Here is a 19,349-nt window from a genome sequence, read left to right on the forward strand (position 1 = left end):
CAGTGCTGTGATATTAGCTCTTCTTACTACCAAGTAGTTCCAAAACTTCTTGGACGCTTGCCGTATTAGCTAACCGCTCAATAACCGTTTCATCATCCAATGCATTGGTTAGACAAGTAATCACCTGAATATGCTCATTATTACGGGCTGCAATACCAATCACCAGACGGGCAACCTCATCCTCACCGTCACCAAAACGCACGCCTTGCGGATATTGACAGAACACCACGCCAGTACGCAGTACGCGATCTTTCGCTTCGATGGTGCCATGTGGTACGGCAATCGACTCTCCCAAGTAGGTAGAAGTGAGCTTTTCACGCTCCAGCATCGCCTCTACGTATTCAGGTTCCACATAGCCGCCCTTCACCAATTGCTCACCAGCAAAGCGAATTGCCTGCTGTTTGTCGCTAGCCTGTAGACCGAGGAACACATTATTTTCACTCAATTTAAACAGGTTCTTTTCGCTAGCTTCAAAGCTGTCATCCAACGTTGAAATCACTTTCTGTTCTGTTTCGCTGGTTTTGTGAGCGGCTAGCAGGCGTGCGGTCAAATCACTGTATAACTGACTGTCCAGGAAATTGGTTAATGAAATATGCTGTGCTTGTGGTGCATGACGCATGGCACGTTCCGTCAAATCACGGTGGGTAATCACCAGATCGACATCTTCCGGCAAACTGTTGATCGCGCAATTGGTAACAGAGATATTTTTCAGTCCTGCATCTGTCACTTTCTTACGCAGAACACCCGCCCCCATCGCACTGGAACCCATACCCGCATCACAAGCCACAATAATTTTACGCACGGTACTCAGATCACCATCTACCGCTCCATTAGGCGCTTTAGCTCCTTTGGATTGCGCCTTCATCTCCTGCATACGACGGGTGGCTTGTTCCAGACCCTCTTCCTCTTTAACTTTCGACGTTTTCAGCAGGAAAGAAGAAACCAGGAAGGAGACCAGGAAAGCAGCGAAGATGGCAGCCAAATTGGCGAAATAGGCCCCTTTTGGCGTCATTGCCAATACGGCCAGAATCGACCCTGGGGAAGCCGGCGATACCAGACCCCCATTCAACACCGTCAGCGTGAATACGCCTGTCATACCACCCAGAATCACCGCCAGCAGCAGGCGTGGATTCATCAGTACATAAGGGAAGTAAATTTCATGGATACCACCCAGGAAGTGGATGATAGCGGCACCACCAGCAGACTGTTTGGCACTACCACGGCCAAAGAACATATAAGCCATCAAGACTCCCATACCTGGGCCCGGGTTGGCTTCAATCAGGAAGAAGATAGACTTGCCAGCCTCTGAGGCTTGCTGAATACCCAGCGGCGAGAAGATACCGTGGTTGATGGCGTTGTTCAGGAACAGAATTTTTGCTGGTTCAACAAAGATCGAGGTCAATGGCAGCAGGTTATTAACCACCATGACATGTACACCCGCCGCCAGAATTTTGGAGAGCGCTTCGACCAATGGCCCAATCCCCATAAAGGAGATAAGTGCCAGCAGCATACCGATGATACCGGCGGAGAAGTTGTTCACCAACATCTCAAAACCACTTTTGATCTTGCCATCTACCCAGCGGTCAAAATGCTTAATCGCCCAACCACCCAGCGGACCCGCGATCATGGCACCGAGGAACATCGGGATATCAGCACCCACCACGACACCCATGGTGGTAATTGCACCAACCACACCACCACGATCGCCACCCACCAATTTACCGCCGGTATAACCGATCAACAGTGGCAACAGATAGGTGATCATTGGCCCAACCAGCTTGGCCAATGTCTCATTTGGCACCCAACCGGTAGGGATAAATAATGCGGTGATAATACCCCAGGCGATAAATGCGCCGATGTTGGGCATAACCATATTGCTTAGGAAACGGCCAAAGTTTTGCACTTTAACCTTGATATCTGGTGAAAACATAAAACACCCCCCTATTGCTACGCGCTGACAATAAGAGCGCGCATTCATTGTTGTCATATCCAGCCGTGTTGCTGCTGTTTGCGAAATGGACTCTACCACGCTCCTCTGACTACGCGAACCTCACCCAAGAAACGTGATTAAAATCACACAACAGAGGGGGTTAACCCAGTGGATTTAGTGATTGAAATCACAATTACTTTCGATATTAGAAATAATAGACACCAATAAAGCGTCACCGCCAGCCAATAACGTGATTAAAATCACGTTATTGGCCGAAGGGTTTGTTCTTAAATTGATACATTGATCACGATTTATTTTACGCACCACAAGCGAACCGCGCTCTTGAATGGGATCTTCCCTGCGGCACCCACTCTGCCAGAGAGCTGACCAGGCAAACTCAGCGACCCACATCTCTGGCTGACACTCAAAGCCATTTTTCATGCCGGCAAAAAGAAACACTGATCCACAAATCCAATTCTGGATCCTTTATAACCTGGACAATACGCTCACGAATCAAATCCAACTGGCTGATGCCGATATGTTCCATGCTTTCTGGCAGAACGACATAGATCTCCAAGAATAATCCGCGACCTATACGTGTTTCATAGTGGGAATATTTGATGAAGCCGTATTCACGGCTAAGTTGTTGCATTAACTCTTCCACCTTTTTATCCAATGCTGCAGGTGTCATCATCAGAACTTCTTTTATGGCATTAAAGATTATTTTGGCCGGCATTGGCATGACAAACAGGATCAGGACTGCCAGTATCATCGAATCCACATAGGGGACCAGATAGGCAAAGCGCGTGTCTTGTAAAAACCAGGCGAGGATAAAAGCGACAAAGATCGCGGCACTGATCGCTGTGGAGATCATCCAGCCCCGCACGTCCAACTCGACCAGTGGGGAAGATATCCCTTTGTTAGCGTTTTTTTGTTTCAAAAATATCGCAAAACAAATGACGGTGATACTAAAGGCATAGGCTATCGCCCACCCTAACTCAAAATGATTTCCCCCTCCCAAAAGACTTTGAATCGCGTTAATAAAAGCATACAGACAGAGTAACAACAGTAGGCTGCCGTTAAATACCAGAACCAAGGGTTCTACGTGCCAAAAACCGTATTGAAAACGGCGACTGCTCGGGTTTTGCCCGATTAGCCGTAATACGAATAACGCCAAGCCGGATAGGGTCGCATCCAATATGGCGTACATACCATCAAACATGATCGATCTTGAGCCGGTAATAAAACCGAAGGTGATACTCAAACAAGATATCCCAAGAGCACCATAAATTGAGCGCCTTAAAAGCTGTTGTTCACGTTGAGTACTGGGCACGATAATGACCTCCAACTGACCGAATGGCTCTGTTCCCGTATTTTACGGCGCTGTTGAATATACCCATCGTCAAACAAGTCGCCGGGGTATTCAAAAAGCCAGATGTTTTATCCTGCAAGTTAATTGAACTTGGCCATAGTTATGCTTCGACCACGCGTTTTCGGCCCGATAACTGAAGTGTAGTATAGAGATCAGGGTACGGAAGGATGACAAGGCGTTGAAAAAAGGGGAACCCATACTCAGGTACATTCAAACTACAGCCTGAAAGCCGCTCGAATGTACCTGGATAGTTTTGCTTACTGCATCACTGCCTGCACCGTTTTCTGTGCATTGAGCCAATCCTGCTGCTTAGCCACCAGATTGGACATCATGGTGTTGTACTGCGCCACCTGCTGCTGAGTACGGAACTGTACACCGCCATTATTGAAACTCACCTGATTACCCTGAGCCTGCAAGAAATCCCCAACTAGCACCAGTTCCTGAACAAAACTGCTGGTGGTTGGGATCACTGGCATCAAGCTATTGCTTGGTGTGGTAACAATCTTGTCATACACCTGGCTATACACCGCTTTCAAATCATCAGGTTGCTTCAACGCGGCACGGGCGCTATCCGCCTGTAACTTCGCTGACTGTATCTGTTGACCCAACAGGTTCAATGCACCCAACGATTGCTGCAAGGTATCGCGCTTAGCGATATAGTCTTGTGCGGTGCGAATTTGATTAATCTGTTCCAGTGCTGGTGTCAGACTTGCCTCAACCGATTTCGACAATTGCTGAGAAAAACCCACCAGAATGGCGTAATCACTCACATAAGTGCCAAATTTCTGTTTTTGGTCTTCACTCAACGTTGGAATGTGTACACCGCTACGCATCACCGTATTATGTAAATAATCAATAAACGCTTTACGCTGTTCTGGCTCTTTATCGCCGCAGGCGGTCAGTTGCATCACGACCAACAATGCAAATACCGGTGCCAACCAACGCGAAAAGCCTCTGCTTTGGATCCCTACCGCCATGTGACATAACTCCCGTTATTAATGTCTCTTTTATCTGGCTCCATGCCTTATGTTGCACTCCGTTGCAGATAAGAATAGATCAACTCCCTGCTATAGGATACGTGATTCAACGTTCAGCCCAGAATAACCGACGGATTCTCATGATGATGAAAAAGCGCCCTCAGGCGCCTTTTCATTAATACTTTACCCTTACTGCAACACCGAAATATCCGCTACTTGCAGGAACAGCTCACGCAACTTACTCAGCAACGTCAAGCGATTCACCCGCACCGCATCATCTTCAGCCATCACCATCACACTGTCGAAGAACGCATCAACCGTCTCACGCAACGCCGCCAGTTCAACCAATGCTTCCTGATAACGACCTGCAGCAAACAAAGGTTCCAGCTTGTCACGCAACACCACCAGATGAGTGGCTAATTTCAGCTCTGTCGGCTCTTTCAATACCGAGGCTTGAACCTGATCCAGCAATACATCGTTGGATTTGGCTAAGATATTGGAAACACGCTTGTTAGCCGCAGCCAACGCGGTGGCCTCAGCCAAGGTACGGAAATGTGTTACCGCCTTCACCCGTGCATCAAAGTCTGCCGGCCGGGTTGGGCGACGCGCCAATACCGCCTGGATAGTATCCACTGCATGGCCTGCTTCCTGATACCAGGTACGGAAACGCCCCAACATAAAGTCGATGACATCATCCACCACCTTGGCATTGGTCAGCTTGCTGCCATACAGGCGCGCAGCCTCTTCGGTCAGGGTTTGCAAATCCAGTGACAGGTTTTTCTCAACGATGATACGCAGCACGCCCAACGCAGCACGGCGTAAAGCAAACGGGTCTTTATCACCTTTTGGATGCTGGCCAATACCAAAAATACCGACCAGCGTGTCCATTTTGTCAGCGATTGCCAACGAGCAAGCCACCAGCGATTGAGGCAGTTCATCACCCGCAAAGCGTGGCTGATACTGCTCGTTAAGCGCAACAGCTACGTCCTCGGCTTCACCATCATGGCGTGCGTAGTGCATCCCCATCACACCCTGAGTATCGGTGAATTCGAACACCATATTGGTCATCAGGTCGCACTTCGACAGCAGCCCGGCACGCGTTGCGTGATTAACATCAGCACCAATCTGGCCCGCAATCCAGCCGGCCATGGCTTGAATACGGTCAGTCTTATCACGCAGGGTACCCAACTGCTGCTGAAACAGTACCGTTTCCAGGCGCGGTAAATGATCTTCCAGACGCTTCTTGCGGTCAGTATTAAAGAAGAATTCAGCATCCGCCAAACGAGGACGCACCACTTTCTCATTACCAGAGATGATTTGCTGCGGGTCTCGGGACTCAATATTGGCGACGAAGATAAAATTCGGTAACAGTTTGCCAGCGGCATCGTAGACCGGAAAATATTTCTGGTCACCCTTCATGGTATAAACCAACGCTTCAGCAGGCACTGCCAGGAATTTCTCTTCAAATTTTGCCGTCAGCACCACCGGCCACTCAACCAATGAAGTCACTTCCTCCAGCAGGCTCTCACTCAGATCGGCTTTTCCACCAATCTTCTGTGCTGCCAGTTCAGCATCACGTTTAATCAACGCCTTGCGGGTTGCGTAATCGGCGATCACTTTACCGCGCTCCTGCAGGATTTGCGGATACTGATCGGCGTTCTCAATAGTAAACTCTGGCTCACCCATAAAACGGTGACCACGAATGGTGCGAGCCGAATCGATGCCCAGCACGGTGCCTGGGATCAGTTCTGCCCCTAGCAGCATGGTCACCGTATGTACCGGACGCACGAACTGGGTTTCTTTATCACCCCAACGCATCAATTTGGGAATCGGCAGCTTTGACAGTGCCGTGCTCACCATACCGGCCAACAGTTGCTGTGCGGATTGGCCTTTAACATGGGCGCGATACAGTAACCATTCACCTTTATCGGTCACCAGGCGTTCAGCTTGATCAACGGTAATGCCGCAACCACGCGCCCAGCCCTCAGCGGCCTTACTGGGCTGACCGCTGGCATCGAATGCCTGAGCGATGGCCGGGCCACGTTTTTCAATTTCACGGTCAGCCTGTGCCGCGCTGAGTTTAGCCACTTTTAATGCTAGGCGACGCGGAGCAGCAAACCAGCTCACTTCGCCATGTGCCAAGCCGGCATTATCAAGTTCAGCCGTAAAATCTGCAGCAAAAGCTTCTGCCAGTGAGCGAAGAGCCTTCGGCGGCAGCTCTTCGGTGCCGATTTCCACCAGGAAAGTCTGTTGAGTCATAGCTGCCTCTTACTTCTTATTACACATCGGGAAGCCTAACGCTTCGCGGGAAGCGTAGTAGGCCTCGGCAACGGCTTTGGTCAGCGTGCGGATACGCAAAATATAACGTTGACGTTCGGTGACCGAGATCGCCTTACGCGCATCCAGCAAATTGAAGGTATGGGCCGCTTTGAGAATACGTTCATACGCAGGTAATGGCAGGGGGTTTTCCAACGCCAATAGGGTTTGCGCTTCCTTTTCGTATTGCTCAAAACAGGAAAACAGGAAATCTACATCCGCATACTCAAAGTTGTAGGTGGATTGCTCCACTTCGTTTTGATGGAACACATCGCCATAGGTGGTGATACCCAATGGCCCGTTGCTCCAAATCAAATCGTAGACGCTATCCACACCCTGGATATACATCGCCAGGCGTTCCAGACCGTAAGTGATCTCGCCGGTGACCGGTTTACATTCCAAACCACCAACCTGTTGAAAATAGGTGAACTGGGTCACTTCCATCCCGTTCAACCACACTTCCCAACCTAATCCCCAGGCCCCTAGTGTCGGGTTTTCCCAGTTATCTTCAACAAAACGGATATCGTGAATAGCAGGATCCAACCCCAGTTCTTTCAATGAACCCAGGTACAGTTCCTGAATATTTTCCGGTGAGGGTTTAATCACTACCTGGAATTGATAATAGTGTTGCAGGCGGTTGGGGTTTTCCCCATAACGGCCATCGGTCGGGCGACGTGAAGGTTGCACATAGGCCGCAGCCATTGGCTCCGGGCCAAGAGCACGCAAGCAGGTCATCGGGTGAGATGTTCCTGCGCCAACTTCCATGTCCAAAGGTTGAACAATAGTGCAACCCTGGCGCGCCCAATAGTCCTGCAGTGTCAGGATCAGACCCTGAAAGGTCTTGGTATCAAACTTTTGCATGTTGAATTCGCACGCGATACAAGTGGATTTAATAGAGGGGCTCAGTATACCTGTTGACCGTAAGATATACAGCCAGAATCCAGCAACAAGTCACAATCCCCCGATAAAAACCGTGGTGTGATATGCAAAAAGCCGGTTCAGCACGATACCCTAGTTCATTCAGCTTACCCCATGAGGCCCGAATAGCGACAGCAACAGGTTCAAGGTTGACGAGGCATCAAGGGAGTTTGCAAAATGCGGCACTTTAAACTCAGCGTTTTTGGGAGCATAGCCCACGCTATAAGTGAAGTGATATAGCGTAGCCAACACAAGTAACTTCAAGGATAATGTGTCAAACATTTTAAAATTCATTATGGACAGCTAAGTATGATAGAAGGCCTTGATAAAGATTGTCATTTATTATCAGAGAGTAAACCTAACGAACTCATTAATTCATCTATCAAAAGCTATCTAGAAAAAAAACTAAAAGAGTTTAATAATATAAAGTACGCTTATGCCATAATGAATAAAAAGAACCCTGCTGATTTTTCAGTGATTTCAAATAGAACTGAATGGTTTGATTTTTATGTCAATAACAACTTTCAGTATATCGACCCGGTTTTAGTGACTGCATCACATCGAGTTACCCCATTTTTTTGGGATAAAAACATCATGATTAACTCGGGAATTAAACTGCCAAAAATATTTAATATGGCGAAAAGTTATGATGTTACTCATGGTTATACCTTCGTGTTGCATGACCATCTTCATCATCTGGCGGTTTTATCTATTATCATAGATAGCCATTGTGATAATAGTGTTGAACCGCTGATTAGAGATAAGCAAGATAGTTTACAGCTATTGTTGATGAAAACGCATGAAAAACTCATTAACACTTCTCAAGAACTGAATAATGCTAACTACTTTGAGAAAATAAACCAGAGAAATTTCTTTTCCCCTCGCGAGAATGAAATTATTTATTGGGCAAGCATGGGGAAATCCTATCAGGAAATTGCACTTATCTTAGGAATTAAACTCACCACAGTAAAATTTCATATTGGAAATGCAGTTAAAAAGTTAGGCGTTAACAATGCCAAGCATGCCATAAGGCTCAGTGTTGAATTGCAGCTAATCAGGTCGGTTCGCTAATGTAGCCAAACTTTCAGATAAAATTGCTCAAAAACCATTTGACTAAAAAAAATAAAAAGGAAGAGGGTAAAATGCATAAAAATATACTCTCACCCCTTCTTTGATTGGGTGAGAGAAACTGTTGACAGGCACTCTATGATTTACAATAATGTTTAAGAATTTTCCCTGGTGTTGGCCAATTTGGCACCTGATCCTTTAATCGGGATCAGTTTTTTTTGCTTAAAATTCTTGTTATTGTTGTTACGCACTAACGATAAAGTTTTTTGTTACTGAATGATAGTTATACTAAAGTACAGTCACCCACTATACTTTTTCGGTAACAGGCCCGCATCAGGCACCGTACCAGCGTTTGTGGCACCCTATGCCGACTTCAAACTACCAGGTAGTCCTTATCTATGGTGCCTTCCCGCTAAGCCAATCATCAGAAATGGTGCACTAACGCTATATACTCGGGTCACTGCGTCAGTAAAAAACGAAATAAGAATAAGGAGTATCGGCATGGATAATCAACGTTGCGGTTGGGTTACCGCTGACCCATTATATCTTGAGTACCACGATAAAGAATGGGGCACCCCAACCACGGATGCACGCGAACTGTTCGAAATGTTGTGTCTGGAAGGGCAACAGGCTGGCCTCTCTTGGATCACGGTGCTGAAAAAACGTGAAAACTACCGCCGTGCTTTCCACAATTTTGACCCAACACGTATCGCTGCCATGAACGAACAAGATGTGGCGTTATTGCTGCAAGACAGCGGGATTATCCGCCATCGCGGCAAGATTGAAGCCATCATTGCCAATGCCAAAGCTTATCAAGCCATGGAACTAGCGGGGGAAAATTTTTCTACCTTTATCTGGCAATTTGTCGGAGGTAAACCGCAACTGAACCACTGGCAAGCCCTAAACGAAGTGCCCGCTCAAACAGAGATTTCTGTTGCCATGTCCAAGGCATTGAAAAAGCGCGGCTTCAAATTTATCGGTTCAACCATCTGCTATGCCTTTATGCAGGCCTGCGGCTTGGTAAACGACCATGTTACTGGTTGTTTTTGCCACCCGGAGAATACCAAAGATGATACGCACCGCAACGTCCGCCGACCTTGACGTGCTGATGGTGCTCTGGCTAGAAAGCACCACCCGTGCTCATCCCTTTGTGCCATCTGACTATTGGCAGCAAAGTGCTCAACTGGTACGGGATAACTATTTGCCCCGGGCTAAAACTTGGGTGTATCTGCATAACCAGCAAATTGTCGCTTTTATCAGCATATTGGATGAGCGCTTTATTGGCGCTCTGTTTGTTGACCATCACTTTCATGGCAAAGGGGTGGGGGCAGCATTAATGGCCTGCGTACAACATCATTATCGTTGGCTTAGCCTGGAAGTGTATGAGGATAACCAACGAGCTTGCGCCTTCTACTACAAACAAGGGTTCCGCGAAATGCAGCGTCTGTTTAACCAAGAAACTCAAGCCCATACGCTGATCATGAATTGGCCTGCTACTTAATTTCAATAAACTGGCATGGGTCGGTCCGTAGATTGATCGATTAGGATAGGATGAACTTGAATGAACTGAGCTGGCAGAGGTTGATCACTCCCGTAAAACAACCCGCTATTCTTCCCGTTTTGTGATTGATATCATATTTTTCTCTTCTGTCACTTTTTAATGGGATCGGTTCCATTTATGGTGGCGATACTGATAACAGTGGCAATATTTCCAGCTTAATCTCAAAAACTCACAGGCAATCTGTAAGTTACAACAGTGTTTAATCATTTTCCCTGGTGTTGGCCAATTTGGCACCTGATCCTTTAATCGGGATCAGTTTTTTTGCTCCTAAGCAATGATAGTAAAAGCTAAACTGAATGATGTTATCAGTCGCCACTCCGCTCCCCCTATATATTCATCGCCATTCAAGTCGCAACGGTACCCGGGTACCCTGGTTCACACTAATTAATTGATTTATTATAGCTATATCGTTCTCTCGTTGGAGTTTTTAATGAAGCCTTCAGTCATATTGTATCGGAGTATTCCTGCCGACCTGCATCAGCGGCTGGACAAGCACTTCACGGTACATGCTTTCGATGATTTACCCCCAGATAATACCCCTGCGTTTGAGACTGCATTACAACAAGCTGAAGGGATTATCGGTTCTGGCGGCAAAATTGATGAAGCCTTTCTGCAACGGGCACCTAAACTACGTGCTGCTTCAACGATTACAGTAGGTTACGATAACTTTGACCTCGAAGCGCTTAATGCCCACCAAGTATTATTGATGCATACCCCGAGCGTATTAACAGAAACCGTGGCCGATACCATCATGGCCTTGATGTTGGCCACGGCACGTCGCGTGGTTGAAGTCGCCGAGCGAGTGAAAGCGGGTGAGTGGCAAAATAACATTGGGCCCGAGTGGTATGGTGTTGATGTTCATCATAAAACTATTGGCATCCTCGGTATGGGGCGCATCGGGCTGGCATTGGCACAACGGGCACACTTAGGCTTTAACATGCCAGTGTTATATAACGCCCGCCGCACCCATCAACAGGCCGAACAAAATTTCAACGCCCGCCGTTGCGATCTTGATACTCTGCTGGCTGAGTCAGATTTTCTCTGCATCACACTCCCGTTAACTAGCGAAACCTTCCATATGATCGGCCATGAACAGTTGGCGAAAATGAAGAAAAGCAGCATTTTGATCAATGCAGGGCGAGGGCCGGTGGTTGATGAGCAAGCGCTTATCGAGGCCTTGCAGAACGGTACTATTCACGCTGCCGGGTTGGATGTTTTTGAGCAAGAACCGTTATCGGTGAATTCACCACTACTGCAATTGCCCAATGTGGTTGCTGTGCCCCATATCGGTTCTGCCACTCATGAAACCCGCTATGGCATGGCTGAATGTGCTGTGGATAACCTGATTGCCGCACTCACAGGCCAGGTAACAAAAAATTGCGTTAATCCCCATTTACTGATTAACCCCTATTAACGACTTGACCTCTATTCACTACAAAGGTGATAGATACCCGTGTTACTCTTTTAGCTGTAAAAATTAATTAGCGTTTTATGCTATAAAAAGTACATATCATGATACTTCACGTCGCCAGATAAAATATCTGCTTAATTGCACCTGCTTTTATCTGGCGGTATGGTGGAGCCCTACTGACCAATAACAATTCTGCGGCACCTATGACTTTTTCTCTTTTCGGCGATAAATTTACCCGTTATGCCGGTATCACCCGCTTAATGGACGACCTGAATGATGGTCTGCGCACCCCAGGCGCCATCATGCTCGGCGGTGGAAACCCTGCAAAAATTCCAGAAATGGAAAGTTACTTCAAGCAACTGTGCCAAGATATGCTCGAAAATGGCAAATTGACTGAAGCACTATGTAACTACGATGGCCCACAAGGCAAAGACCTCTTACTGTCAGCACTGGCTAATCTGCTACAGAAAGAGTTTGATTGGCCCATCGGGCCACAAAATATTGCGCTAACAAACGGCAGTCAAAGCGCATTTTTCTACTTATTCAATTTGTTCGCAGGCCGCTACGCAGAAGGGAAACGCCGCCGCGTGTTATTCCCACTGGCTCCCGAGTACATCGGTTATGCTGATGCCGGGTTGGATGAAGGGGTATTTGTCTCCGCCAAACCCAATATAGAGTTCCTGCCAGACGGCCAATTTAAATATCACATCGATTTTGAGCATTTAACGATCGGTGACGATATTGGCATGATCTGCGTTTCACGCCCGACCAACCCGACAGGTAATGTGATCACCGACGAGGAACTGAACAAACTCGATCTATTGGCACAGCAGCACGATATACCTTTGGTGATTGATAACGCTTATGGCGTACCTTTCCCGGGCATTATTTTCAGCGACGCAACGCCATTATGGAACCCCAATATCATTCTGTGCATGAGCCTGTCTAAACTCGGCCTGCCAGGTTCACGTTGTGGCATCGTTATAGCCAATGAACGGGTAATTACCGCCCTGACCAATATGAATGGCATTATCAGCCTGTCGCCAGGAAGCATCGGCCCAGCGCTGGCGGCAGAAATGATTGAGCGTGGTGATCTGTTACGTCTGTCTAATGAAGTGATCGGCCCGTTCTACAAACAGCGTGTTGAACAGACCATTGGCATTATTCGCCGTTATCTGTCACCAGAACGTTGCCTGATCCACAAACCGGAAGGGGCTATTTTTCTCTGGTTATGGTTTAAGGATCTGCCCATCACCACAGAATTACTCTACCAACGCCTGAAGAAACGTGGGGTCCTGATGGTGCCAGGCCACTATTTCTTCCCAGGACTGGAACAGGAATGGCCACATACCCACCAATGTATGCGTATGAACTATATCCCTGACCCAGCAAGCATTGAACAGGGTGTGATGATCTTGGCAGAAGAGGTTGAACGAGCACATCAAGAAGCGGGTTAAAGAACCAAGGGGCTCTGAAGAGCCCCTGAATCTACCACCTTGAAAAACATCACTACATGATCTTGAAAAACACCATTACATGGCCCAAAACAGCACGGCCAACAATTGCGGAGACATAATACGCAGGAACATTGCCAACGGATAAACCGTGGCATAAGAGAGTGCCGCTGCACCACTGGTGGGATGCAGGCCATTGGCAAAGGCCAGGGCAGGTGGATCAGTCATCGACCCTGCCAACATGCCAGATAGTGTCAGGTAGTTCATTTTGCCCATCACCCGGGCTAATATACCCACGGTGATTAAGGGAATGGCAGTGATCAACGCACCATAGCCAATCCAGGCTAACCCTTCACCATGGATCAGGGTGTTAATAAAGTTACCGCCCGACTTCAACCCCACCACCGCCAGGAACAATACAATACCCAACTCACGCAACGCCAGGTTAGCACTGGGGGGCATAAACCAGTAAAGTTTGCCGATACTGCCAATACGCCCCAGGATCAAAGCCACCACCAGTGGCCCGCCAGCCAACCCCAACCGCAACGCCGCCGGGAAGCCAGGAATAAACAACGGAATAGAACCCAGCAGCACCCCTAACCCGATGCCAATAAACACTGGCAACATTTGTACCTGTTGCAACTTCTGCTTGGCGTTACCAACAATCGCCGCCACGACCTCGATAGATTCTGGCCGCCCTACCAGGTTGAGAATATCCCCGAACTGCAGCGTGACATTACTGCCTGCCACCAGCTCAACACCAGCACGGTTAAGGCGCGAAATCACCACGTCATATTTCTGCTTAAAATTCAGATCGCGAACTTTTTTACCCAAGACCTTTTCGTTGGTCACCACGGCACGAACCACCTGCAGAGCAGTACCCTTGGTAGAAAGTGACACATCCACTTCCTCACCGATCACCAAGCGCGCGTTCTCCAACTCTTCACGCTTACCCACCAGGTGAAGAAAATCCCCTAACTCCAACATTTCTTGCGGTGATGGCACCATCAACAGGTCGCCCCGCTTCAGGCGCGAGCAGATGATGTCATCGCTGTTAAGTAATGGCACATTTTTGATGGCCAGACCTTGCAGGTTAGGGTTACGTACCGCCACATTCATGGTCTGCAGCAGTTCGCGATTGTTGCCCATGCTGTTTTCAAACTCTTTCGCTTCTTGTTCAATATTGATACGAAAGAACAGCCGGATAAGCCACATCACCAGTAGAATGCCACAGATACCAAATGGATAGGCCATGGCATACCCCATCCCCATACGATCAACCAGTGCTGGATCCGACCCTAAATCGGTCAGTATCTGTTGCCCGGCACCCAGTGCTGGCGTATTGGTCACCGCACCCGAGAACACCCCAAGAATAATCGGTAATGGTACCGCAAACAGTTTGTGGACTGCCGCTGCGACCACCCCGCCCATAAGCACCAGCAAAATGGCAAAGCCATTTAACCGGAGACCAGAGACGCGCAGGGAAGAGAAGAAACCAGGCCCAACCTGGATACCGATGGTGTAAACAAACAGGATCAGCCCAAACTCCTGAATAAAGTGCAACATATCGCCGTTGAGGTCTATCTGATAAGTCTGTGCAAAGTGCCCGACAATGATACCGCCAAACAAGACGCCACCTATCCCTAAACCCACGCCATACACTTTCCAGTTGCCAATCCATAACCCGAGAATAGCCACTAACGCCAGCATACTGACGGTCAGGGCGATATCACTCATACGTCACATCCTTAACAAAAGTTTAATAACCAATATGTGGTAAAAATCACAATTTAAAACGCAACCTAACTAGGTTAGAGGGATTCTGGCATAAACTTTGAGGGGGTAATGTGGGGTATTCCACATTAATGTGACAGGGGAGGCCATTCAGACCTCCCCACCATGATTTTCTTTTTATTCAGCCAGTTACTTGACTTCTAGCTCTGGAGTGCTACTGATGCTGATCCGTTGTGGCTGTAAGGCTTCCGATACATGGCGCACCAGCTCAATATGCAGCAGGCCATTTTCAAATTTGGCCTCGGAAACCTGCATGTGTTCCGCCAAGGTAAAAGTCAAAGTGAATTCTTTGCACTCCCATCCTTGATGCAGATATTCCACCTGTTTTTCTGGTGGCGTGGGTTTACCGCGTATCGATAAACGTGGACCTTCCACTTCAATATCCAACTCACTCTGTTTGAACCCGGCCAACGCCAGAGAAATGCGGTAGTGGTTATCGTCACTCTTCTCTATGTTGTAGGGGGGAAACCCTTGGGGTTCCTGCCCACCCATTGAGCTGGCCAGCTTGTCAAAACCGATCCATTGACGCAAAAGTGGGGATAAATCGTAGTTACGCATGGTATTAACTCCTTCCAAGAAGCGAGATAGGTATTAATTTGCCCCCGAACTATCAGCAGGCAAGGTGGTGTTTCACCCACAGTGAAACGGAATTATTTAATTTCGATCCGACGCGGTTTTAATGTTTCCGGCACGATGCGCTGCAGATCGATATACAGCAAACCGTTTTCCAGCTTAGCCCCTTTAATTTGAATATGTTCGGCCAACTGAAATTTACGTTCAAAATTACGCTCGGCAATACCTTGGTATAAATAGGTTTTTTCAACGGCCTGATTATGGCGAGCACCACGCACAATCAGCAGATTGTCCTGGGTGATAATCTCCAGTTCCGGCTCGGCAAACCCGGCCACCGCGATGGCGATACGATAATTATTCTCATCAACCAGCTCAACGTTATACGGCGGATAGCCACCATTACCTTGATTTTGCCCGGTTTGCAGAGCATTAAACAGGCGATCAAAACCAATAGCAGAACGGTATAGTGGGGAAAGATCAAAATTGCTCATAAAACTGCCTCCTAAAACACTTCAGCGAGGTGGGTAATAACGTCTTCCATTATGGACAGACTCAAATGTGGACAAGCTCAACGCCAGAGTCCCTTTTCAGCGAACTCTTAAATTGGCGTTACCAAGAAAATGGGGCTGGGTTCACTTATTTCAACTCACCGGGTTAAAAAAATCGTCAAACATAAAGACGATAATTTGCCCATCACATACAATAAAGTGAGATAACCGCCACAGAGCTAAATTTTATATCTTTCAATCTATTCGTGAGCTGGTAAAAATTGATTTAACTTAATCATAAATCAGCAAATTTCGGCAGAAATCCACCTCAGGATGAGTCAATGAAATCAGTAAAGAGACTAACCACCAGCGGCCTGTGCTTACTCATCAGTGGCTGCTCCAGCGTGATGAGCCACACCGGTGGCGATCAGGGTTACTATCCTGGCACCCGTGCCAGCATAGATACGATGAAAAAAGAGGACACCAGTTGGGCCATGATGCCCCTGTTAGCCATCGATCTACCCTTCTCGGCAGTGATGGATACCATTTTGCTACCTTATGATTACCTCCGTTCGGATGATGATAAAACCACCCTGTCCCCCAAAGCACGTATCGAACGTGACGAGGCAAAAAATCTGTCTGAGAGCGGTAATCTAGGGCAGGGGATGCCAACGCCACCCCCCCCGAAGACCCAGAAATAGTTCCATGCCATTTAAAATCCTAAAGAGAACAGTATGAGCCTATTTGATGACATTGTTTCCGCCCATCAACAATTGCGCCCACAAGTCCGCGTCACCCCGTTGGAACACAGCGTGCTGCTTTCACAGCAATTAGGCTGCGAGCTCTATCTCAAGTGCGATCATTTACAACATACCGGCTCATTTAAGTTTCGTGGCGCCAGCAACAAACTACGGTTACTGAGTGAACAACAACGTCAACAAGGCGTGATTACCGCATCAACCGGTAACCATGGTCAAGCCGTTGCACTCGCGGGTAAATTAATGGGCGTCAATGTCACCGTCTATGCACCTGAAAGTGCCGCTACCATCAAGCTCGATACCATCCGTGCCTTAGGTGGCAAGGTGGAATTGGTCCCGGGTGACCCATTGAATGCCGAGTTGGCTGCGGAAAAGGCCGCACGCCAACAGCATAAAACCTATATTTCCCCTTATAACGATGCCGACGTAATTGCAGGCCAAGGCACCTGTGGGATGGAAATCATCGAACAGCAGCCAGAACTGGATGCGGTATTTGTTGCGGTGGGTGGCGGCGGCTATATTGCGGGAATGGGTACCGTTCTAAAAAAATTGTCGCCAAAAACACAACTTATTGCCTGCTGGCCAGAAAATGCCACCAGCATGTACAGCGCACTGGAGGCGGGGCATATCTACCCAGTGGAAGAACAAGAGACTCTCTCTGACGGTACTGCGGGGGGAGTGGAACCGGGTGCTATCACCTTCCCCCTGTGCCAACAGGTCATTGACCGTAAAGTATTGGTCAGCGAAGAGGAAATCAAACAGGCAATGCGCCTGGTTGCCAGTAGCGACCGTTGGATTATCGAAGGTGCTGCCGGCGTGGCCTTAGCCGCAGCCTGCAAATTGGCACCCGAGTTGCTAGGCAAAAAAGTGGCCGTGGTGTTATGTGGTAAAAATATTGTGCTGGAAAAATATTTGCAGGCAGTCAGCCATGAAAGTCATTAATAAAACACAAATTCTTGCTGCTTTTGATGCCGACAGCATCACCCAACTGCTAAAAACCGGTTTTATCGCCTACTCTGCGCGCCAGGTACAGATGCCACCAGTGCAACACTTTCGGTTTGAAGCTGCGGCAGGTGACTGTTGTATTAAATCCGCATGGCTGGAAAGGGAAGAATACTTTGTGGTGAAAGTGTCTTCTGGGTTTTACCACAATCCACAACAAGGGCTGCCTAGCAACCAAGGCTTAATGATGGCCTTTTCTGCGCAAACTGGCAAACCACAGGTGCTACTGTTGGATGAAGGCTGGCTGACAGCATTACGTACTGCCCTGGCTGGGCGCATCGCTGCGGAATTATGCGCACCGCAAAACGTGCAGGCCATTGGTATCGTGGGCACAGGAATGCAGGCATGGCTACAATTGCAACACCTTAAAACGGTCACCGACTGTCGCCAAGTGTGGCTTTGGGGTCGCAGCCCACATCACCTTGCTGACTATTGTCAACGGGCTGAAGCGGAAGGTTTTCAGGTAAATACCACCCAAAATGCCGCTGAACTGGCGGCACATTGCAATCTGATTGTGACCACCACGCCAAGCCGTGAACCCCTGCTGCAAGCAGAGGATATCCGCCCAGGAACACATATCACCGCCGTAGGGTCAGACGCTGAGGGAAAACAGGAGTTAGCAACGGCGTTGGTCGCCAAAGCTGACACCATCCTGGTGGATGCACTCAGTCAATGCAGTCAGTATGGTGAAATTGCTCGTGCCTATCAGCAAAATTTACTGGCGTCAGTAGCTGTGGTTGAGTTCGGAGAAATACTGGCTCGTGGCGAGCGGGTTAGAAAGAATGAACAACAGATCACCTTGGCCGACCTCACCGGGTTAGCCATTCAGGATGCTCAGATTGTGAAAGGAATTCTGGCAAAACTATAATACGAACTTCTCAATAGCGCGTGCCACGCCGTCTTCGGTGTTGGTACTCGTTACAAACTGGGCAATCTCTTTCAGTTCCGCGATCGCATTGCCCATCGCTACGCCAACACCAGCATATTCAATCATCGCAATATCGTTACCCTGATCCCCCAGCGCCATCACGTTTTGCTGTTTGATACCCAGATGATCCGCCAGCATTTTCACCCCAGCGCCTTTATCAACCCGCTGGTGCAAGATTTCCAGGTAAAAGGGGGCGCTTTTCATAATGGTGTAACGCTCGCCGGCTTCCGCTGGCAAATGAGCGATGGCATGCTCTAACAATTCAGGCTCATCAATCATCATCACTTTCGGGAAACGTAGGGTACGATCCATCTCCTCTACGCTACGGTATTTCAACGGAATACCGGTAATTCCCGCTTCACGAATGGTATATTTGCCAATGTTTTTATTCGGGGTATACAGGGTATCGAAATCAAATGCGTGATAATGCACCCCAAGCTGCCGCGCTAACTGCTCAAAATAGAGATAATCGTCAAAACTGAGGGTTTCTTGCAGAATGCAGGTTCCATCGGCGGCTTTAAGCACCAATGCACCGTTATAGGTAATACAGAAATCATCAGCGCCTTGCATATCCAACTGACATAGATAATCCTGCACCCCCACATAGGGCCGCCCTGTAGCCAGCACCACCTTCACCCCTTGAGCGCGCGCCGCACTAATCGCTTGCTTCACCGCTGGCGTGATCTGGTGTTGAGGGTTGAGTAACGTGCCATCCATATCAATTGCTATCAGTTCAATCGCCATACGAATTTCTCTTGGTAAGTTTCCTTGGTAGGTATCAGGTTGGTGCAAGGTGTTG

Annotated in this window: 18 protein-coding genes; 8 read left to right on the forward strand and 10 right to left on the reverse strand. The window is 48.1% G+C overall.

Annotated features, from left to right (window positions below):
• Positions 1-13: 13 nt before the first annotated feature.
• From IO95_RS22960 to glyQ, 6 genes are all read right to left on the reverse strand, one after another.
• Entirely contained in the window at positions 14-1,930 is a 1,917-nt protein-coding gene (locus IO95_RS22960; protein ID WP_037384843.1) for a PTS mannitol transporter subunit IICBA, read from the reverse strand.
• 174 nt (positions 1,931-2,104) lie between these two features.
• The gene (locus IO95_RS22965; RefSeq protein WP_037384846.1) at positions 2,105-2,371 is read right to left on the reverse strand and encodes a hypothetical protein; all 267 of its coding nucleotides are present in this window, start codon (positions 2,369-2,371) and stop codon (positions 2,105-2,107) included.
• Positions 2,355-3,266, reverse strand: coding sequence for a cation transporter (locus IO95_RS22970; protein WP_037384984.1), 912 nt, complete (start codon positions 3,264-3,266; stop codon positions 2,355-2,357). The genes IO95_RS22965 and IO95_RS22970 overlap by 17 nt, the downstream gene beginning before the upstream one ends.
• Positions 3,267-3,559: 293 nt before the next feature.
• On the reverse strand, positions 3,560-4,279 hold the full coding sequence (locus IO95_RS22975) for a DUF3053 domain-containing protein (protein WP_037384849.1): 720 nt from the start codon (positions 4,277-4,279) through the stop codon (positions 3,560-3,562).
• Positions 4,280-4,468: 189 nt separating this feature from the next.
• Positions 4,469-6,538, reverse strand: coding sequence for a glycine--tRNA ligase subunit beta (gene glyS / locus IO95_RS22980; protein WP_023491269.1), 2,070 nt, complete (start codon positions 6,536-6,538; stop codon positions 4,469-4,471).
• Positions 6,539-6,547: 9 nt separating this feature from the next.
• Positions 6,548-7,456: a glycine--tRNA ligase subunit alpha gene (gene glyQ, locus IO95_RS22985; RefSeq protein WP_023491270.1), complete on the reverse strand. Its 909-nt coding sequence runs from the start codon at positions 7,454-7,456 to the stop codon at positions 6,548-6,550.
• A gap of 366 nt (positions 7,457-7,822) precedes the next feature.
• Between glyQ and IO95_RS22995 the strand changes: the two genes are divergently transcribed.
• From IO95_RS22995 to IO95_RS23015, 5 genes are all read left to right on the forward strand, one after another.
• Positions 7,823-8,584, forward strand: a complete 762-nt coding sequence (locus IO95_RS22995; RefSeq protein ID WP_051791159.1) for a LuxR family transcriptional regulator — start codon at positions 7,823-7,825, stop codon at positions 8,582-8,584.
• Positions 8,585-9,082: 498 nt separating this feature from the next.
• Positions 9,083-9,682 carry a DNA-3-methyladenine glycosylase I gene (locus IO95_RS23000; RefSeq protein WP_023492868.1) on the forward strand — a complete coding sequence of 200 codons (600 nt, stop codon included), beginning with the start codon at positions 9,083-9,085 and terminating at the stop codon, positions 9,680-9,682.
• Positions 9,651-10,082, forward strand: a complete 432-nt coding sequence (locus IO95_RS23005) for an N-acetyltransferase (RefSeq protein ID WP_037384854.1) — start codon at positions 9,651-9,653, stop codon at positions 10,080-10,082. The genes IO95_RS23000 and IO95_RS23005 overlap by 32 nt, the downstream gene beginning before the upstream one ends.
• A gap of 490 nt (positions 10,083-10,572) precedes the next feature.
• The gene (gene ghrB / locus IO95_RS23010; RefSeq protein ID WP_023489186.1) at positions 10,573-11,556 is read left to right on the forward strand and encodes a glyoxylate/hydroxypyruvate reductase GhrB; all 984 of its coding nucleotides are present in this window, start codon (positions 10,573-10,575) and stop codon (positions 11,554-11,556) included.
• Positions 11,557-11,756: 200 nt separating this feature from the next.
• A complete protein-coding gene (locus tag IO95_RS23015; protein WP_023489187.1) occupies positions 11,757-13,010 on the forward strand; it encodes a valine--pyruvate transaminase in 1,254 nt (417 codons plus the stop codon).
• A 75-nt stretch (positions 13,011-13,085) separates the two neighbouring features.
• Here IO95_RS23015 and IO95_RS23020 read toward each other — a convergent pair whose 3' ends face one another.
• The 3 genes from IO95_RS23020 to ibpA all read right to left on the reverse strand — a co-directional run bounded on the left by IO95_RS23020 (position 13,086) and on the right by ibpA (position 15,865).
• Positions 13,086-14,744 (reverse strand): putative transporter, encoded by a 1,659-nt coding sequence (locus IO95_RS23020; RefSeq protein WP_023489188.1) that lies wholly within the window; start codon positions 14,742-14,744, stop codon positions 13,086-13,088.
• A 186-nt stretch (positions 14,745-14,930) separates the two neighbouring features.
• Entirely contained in the window at positions 14,931-15,359 is a 429-nt protein-coding gene (gene ibpB, locus IO95_RS23025; RefSeq protein WP_023489189.1) for a small heat shock chaperone IbpB, read from the reverse strand.
• A 92-nt stretch (positions 15,360-15,451) separates the two neighbouring features.
• Positions 15,452-15,865, reverse strand: a complete 414-nt coding sequence (ibpA, locus tag IO95_RS23030; protein WP_023489190.1) for a small heat shock chaperone IbpA — start codon at positions 15,863-15,865, stop codon at positions 15,452-15,454.
• A 338-nt stretch (positions 15,866-16,203) separates the two neighbouring features.
• On the opposite strand from ibpA, the gene IO95_RS23035 reads away from it, so the two are divergent.
• The 3 genes from IO95_RS23035 to IO95_RS23045 are packed head-to-tail and all read left to right on the forward strand — an operon-like array spanning position 16,204 to position 18,490.
• A complete protein-coding gene (locus tag IO95_RS23035; protein ID WP_023489191.1) occupies positions 16,204-16,563 on the forward strand; it encodes a YceK/YidQ family lipoprotein in 360 nt (119 codons plus the stop codon).
• Positions 16,564-16,596: 33 nt separating this feature from the next.
• The gene (locus tag IO95_RS23040; RefSeq protein WP_023489192.1) at positions 16,597-17,562 is read left to right on the forward strand and encodes a threonine/serine dehydratase; all 966 of its coding nucleotides are present in this window, start codon (positions 16,597-16,599) and stop codon (positions 17,560-17,562) included.
• Positions 17,549-18,490, forward strand: a complete 942-nt coding sequence (locus tag IO95_RS23045; protein WP_023489193.1) for an ornithine cyclodeaminase family protein — start codon at positions 17,549-17,551, stop codon at positions 18,488-18,490. Before IO95_RS23040 ends, IO95_RS23045 begins: the two co-directional genes overlap by 14 nt.
• On the opposite strand, the gene yidA is transcribed toward IO95_RS23045, so the two are convergent.
• Positions 18,485-19,294, reverse strand: coding sequence for a sugar-phosphatase (yidA, locus tag IO95_RS23050; protein ID WP_023489194.1), 810 nt, complete (start codon positions 19,292-19,294; stop codon positions 18,485-18,487). The two genes, IO95_RS23045 and yidA, sit on opposite strands and share 6 nt — an antisense overlap.
• Between the last annotated feature and the right edge of the window lie 55 nt (positions 19,295-19,349).

The sequence above is a fragment of the Serratia sp. DD3 genome (assembly GCF_000496755.2).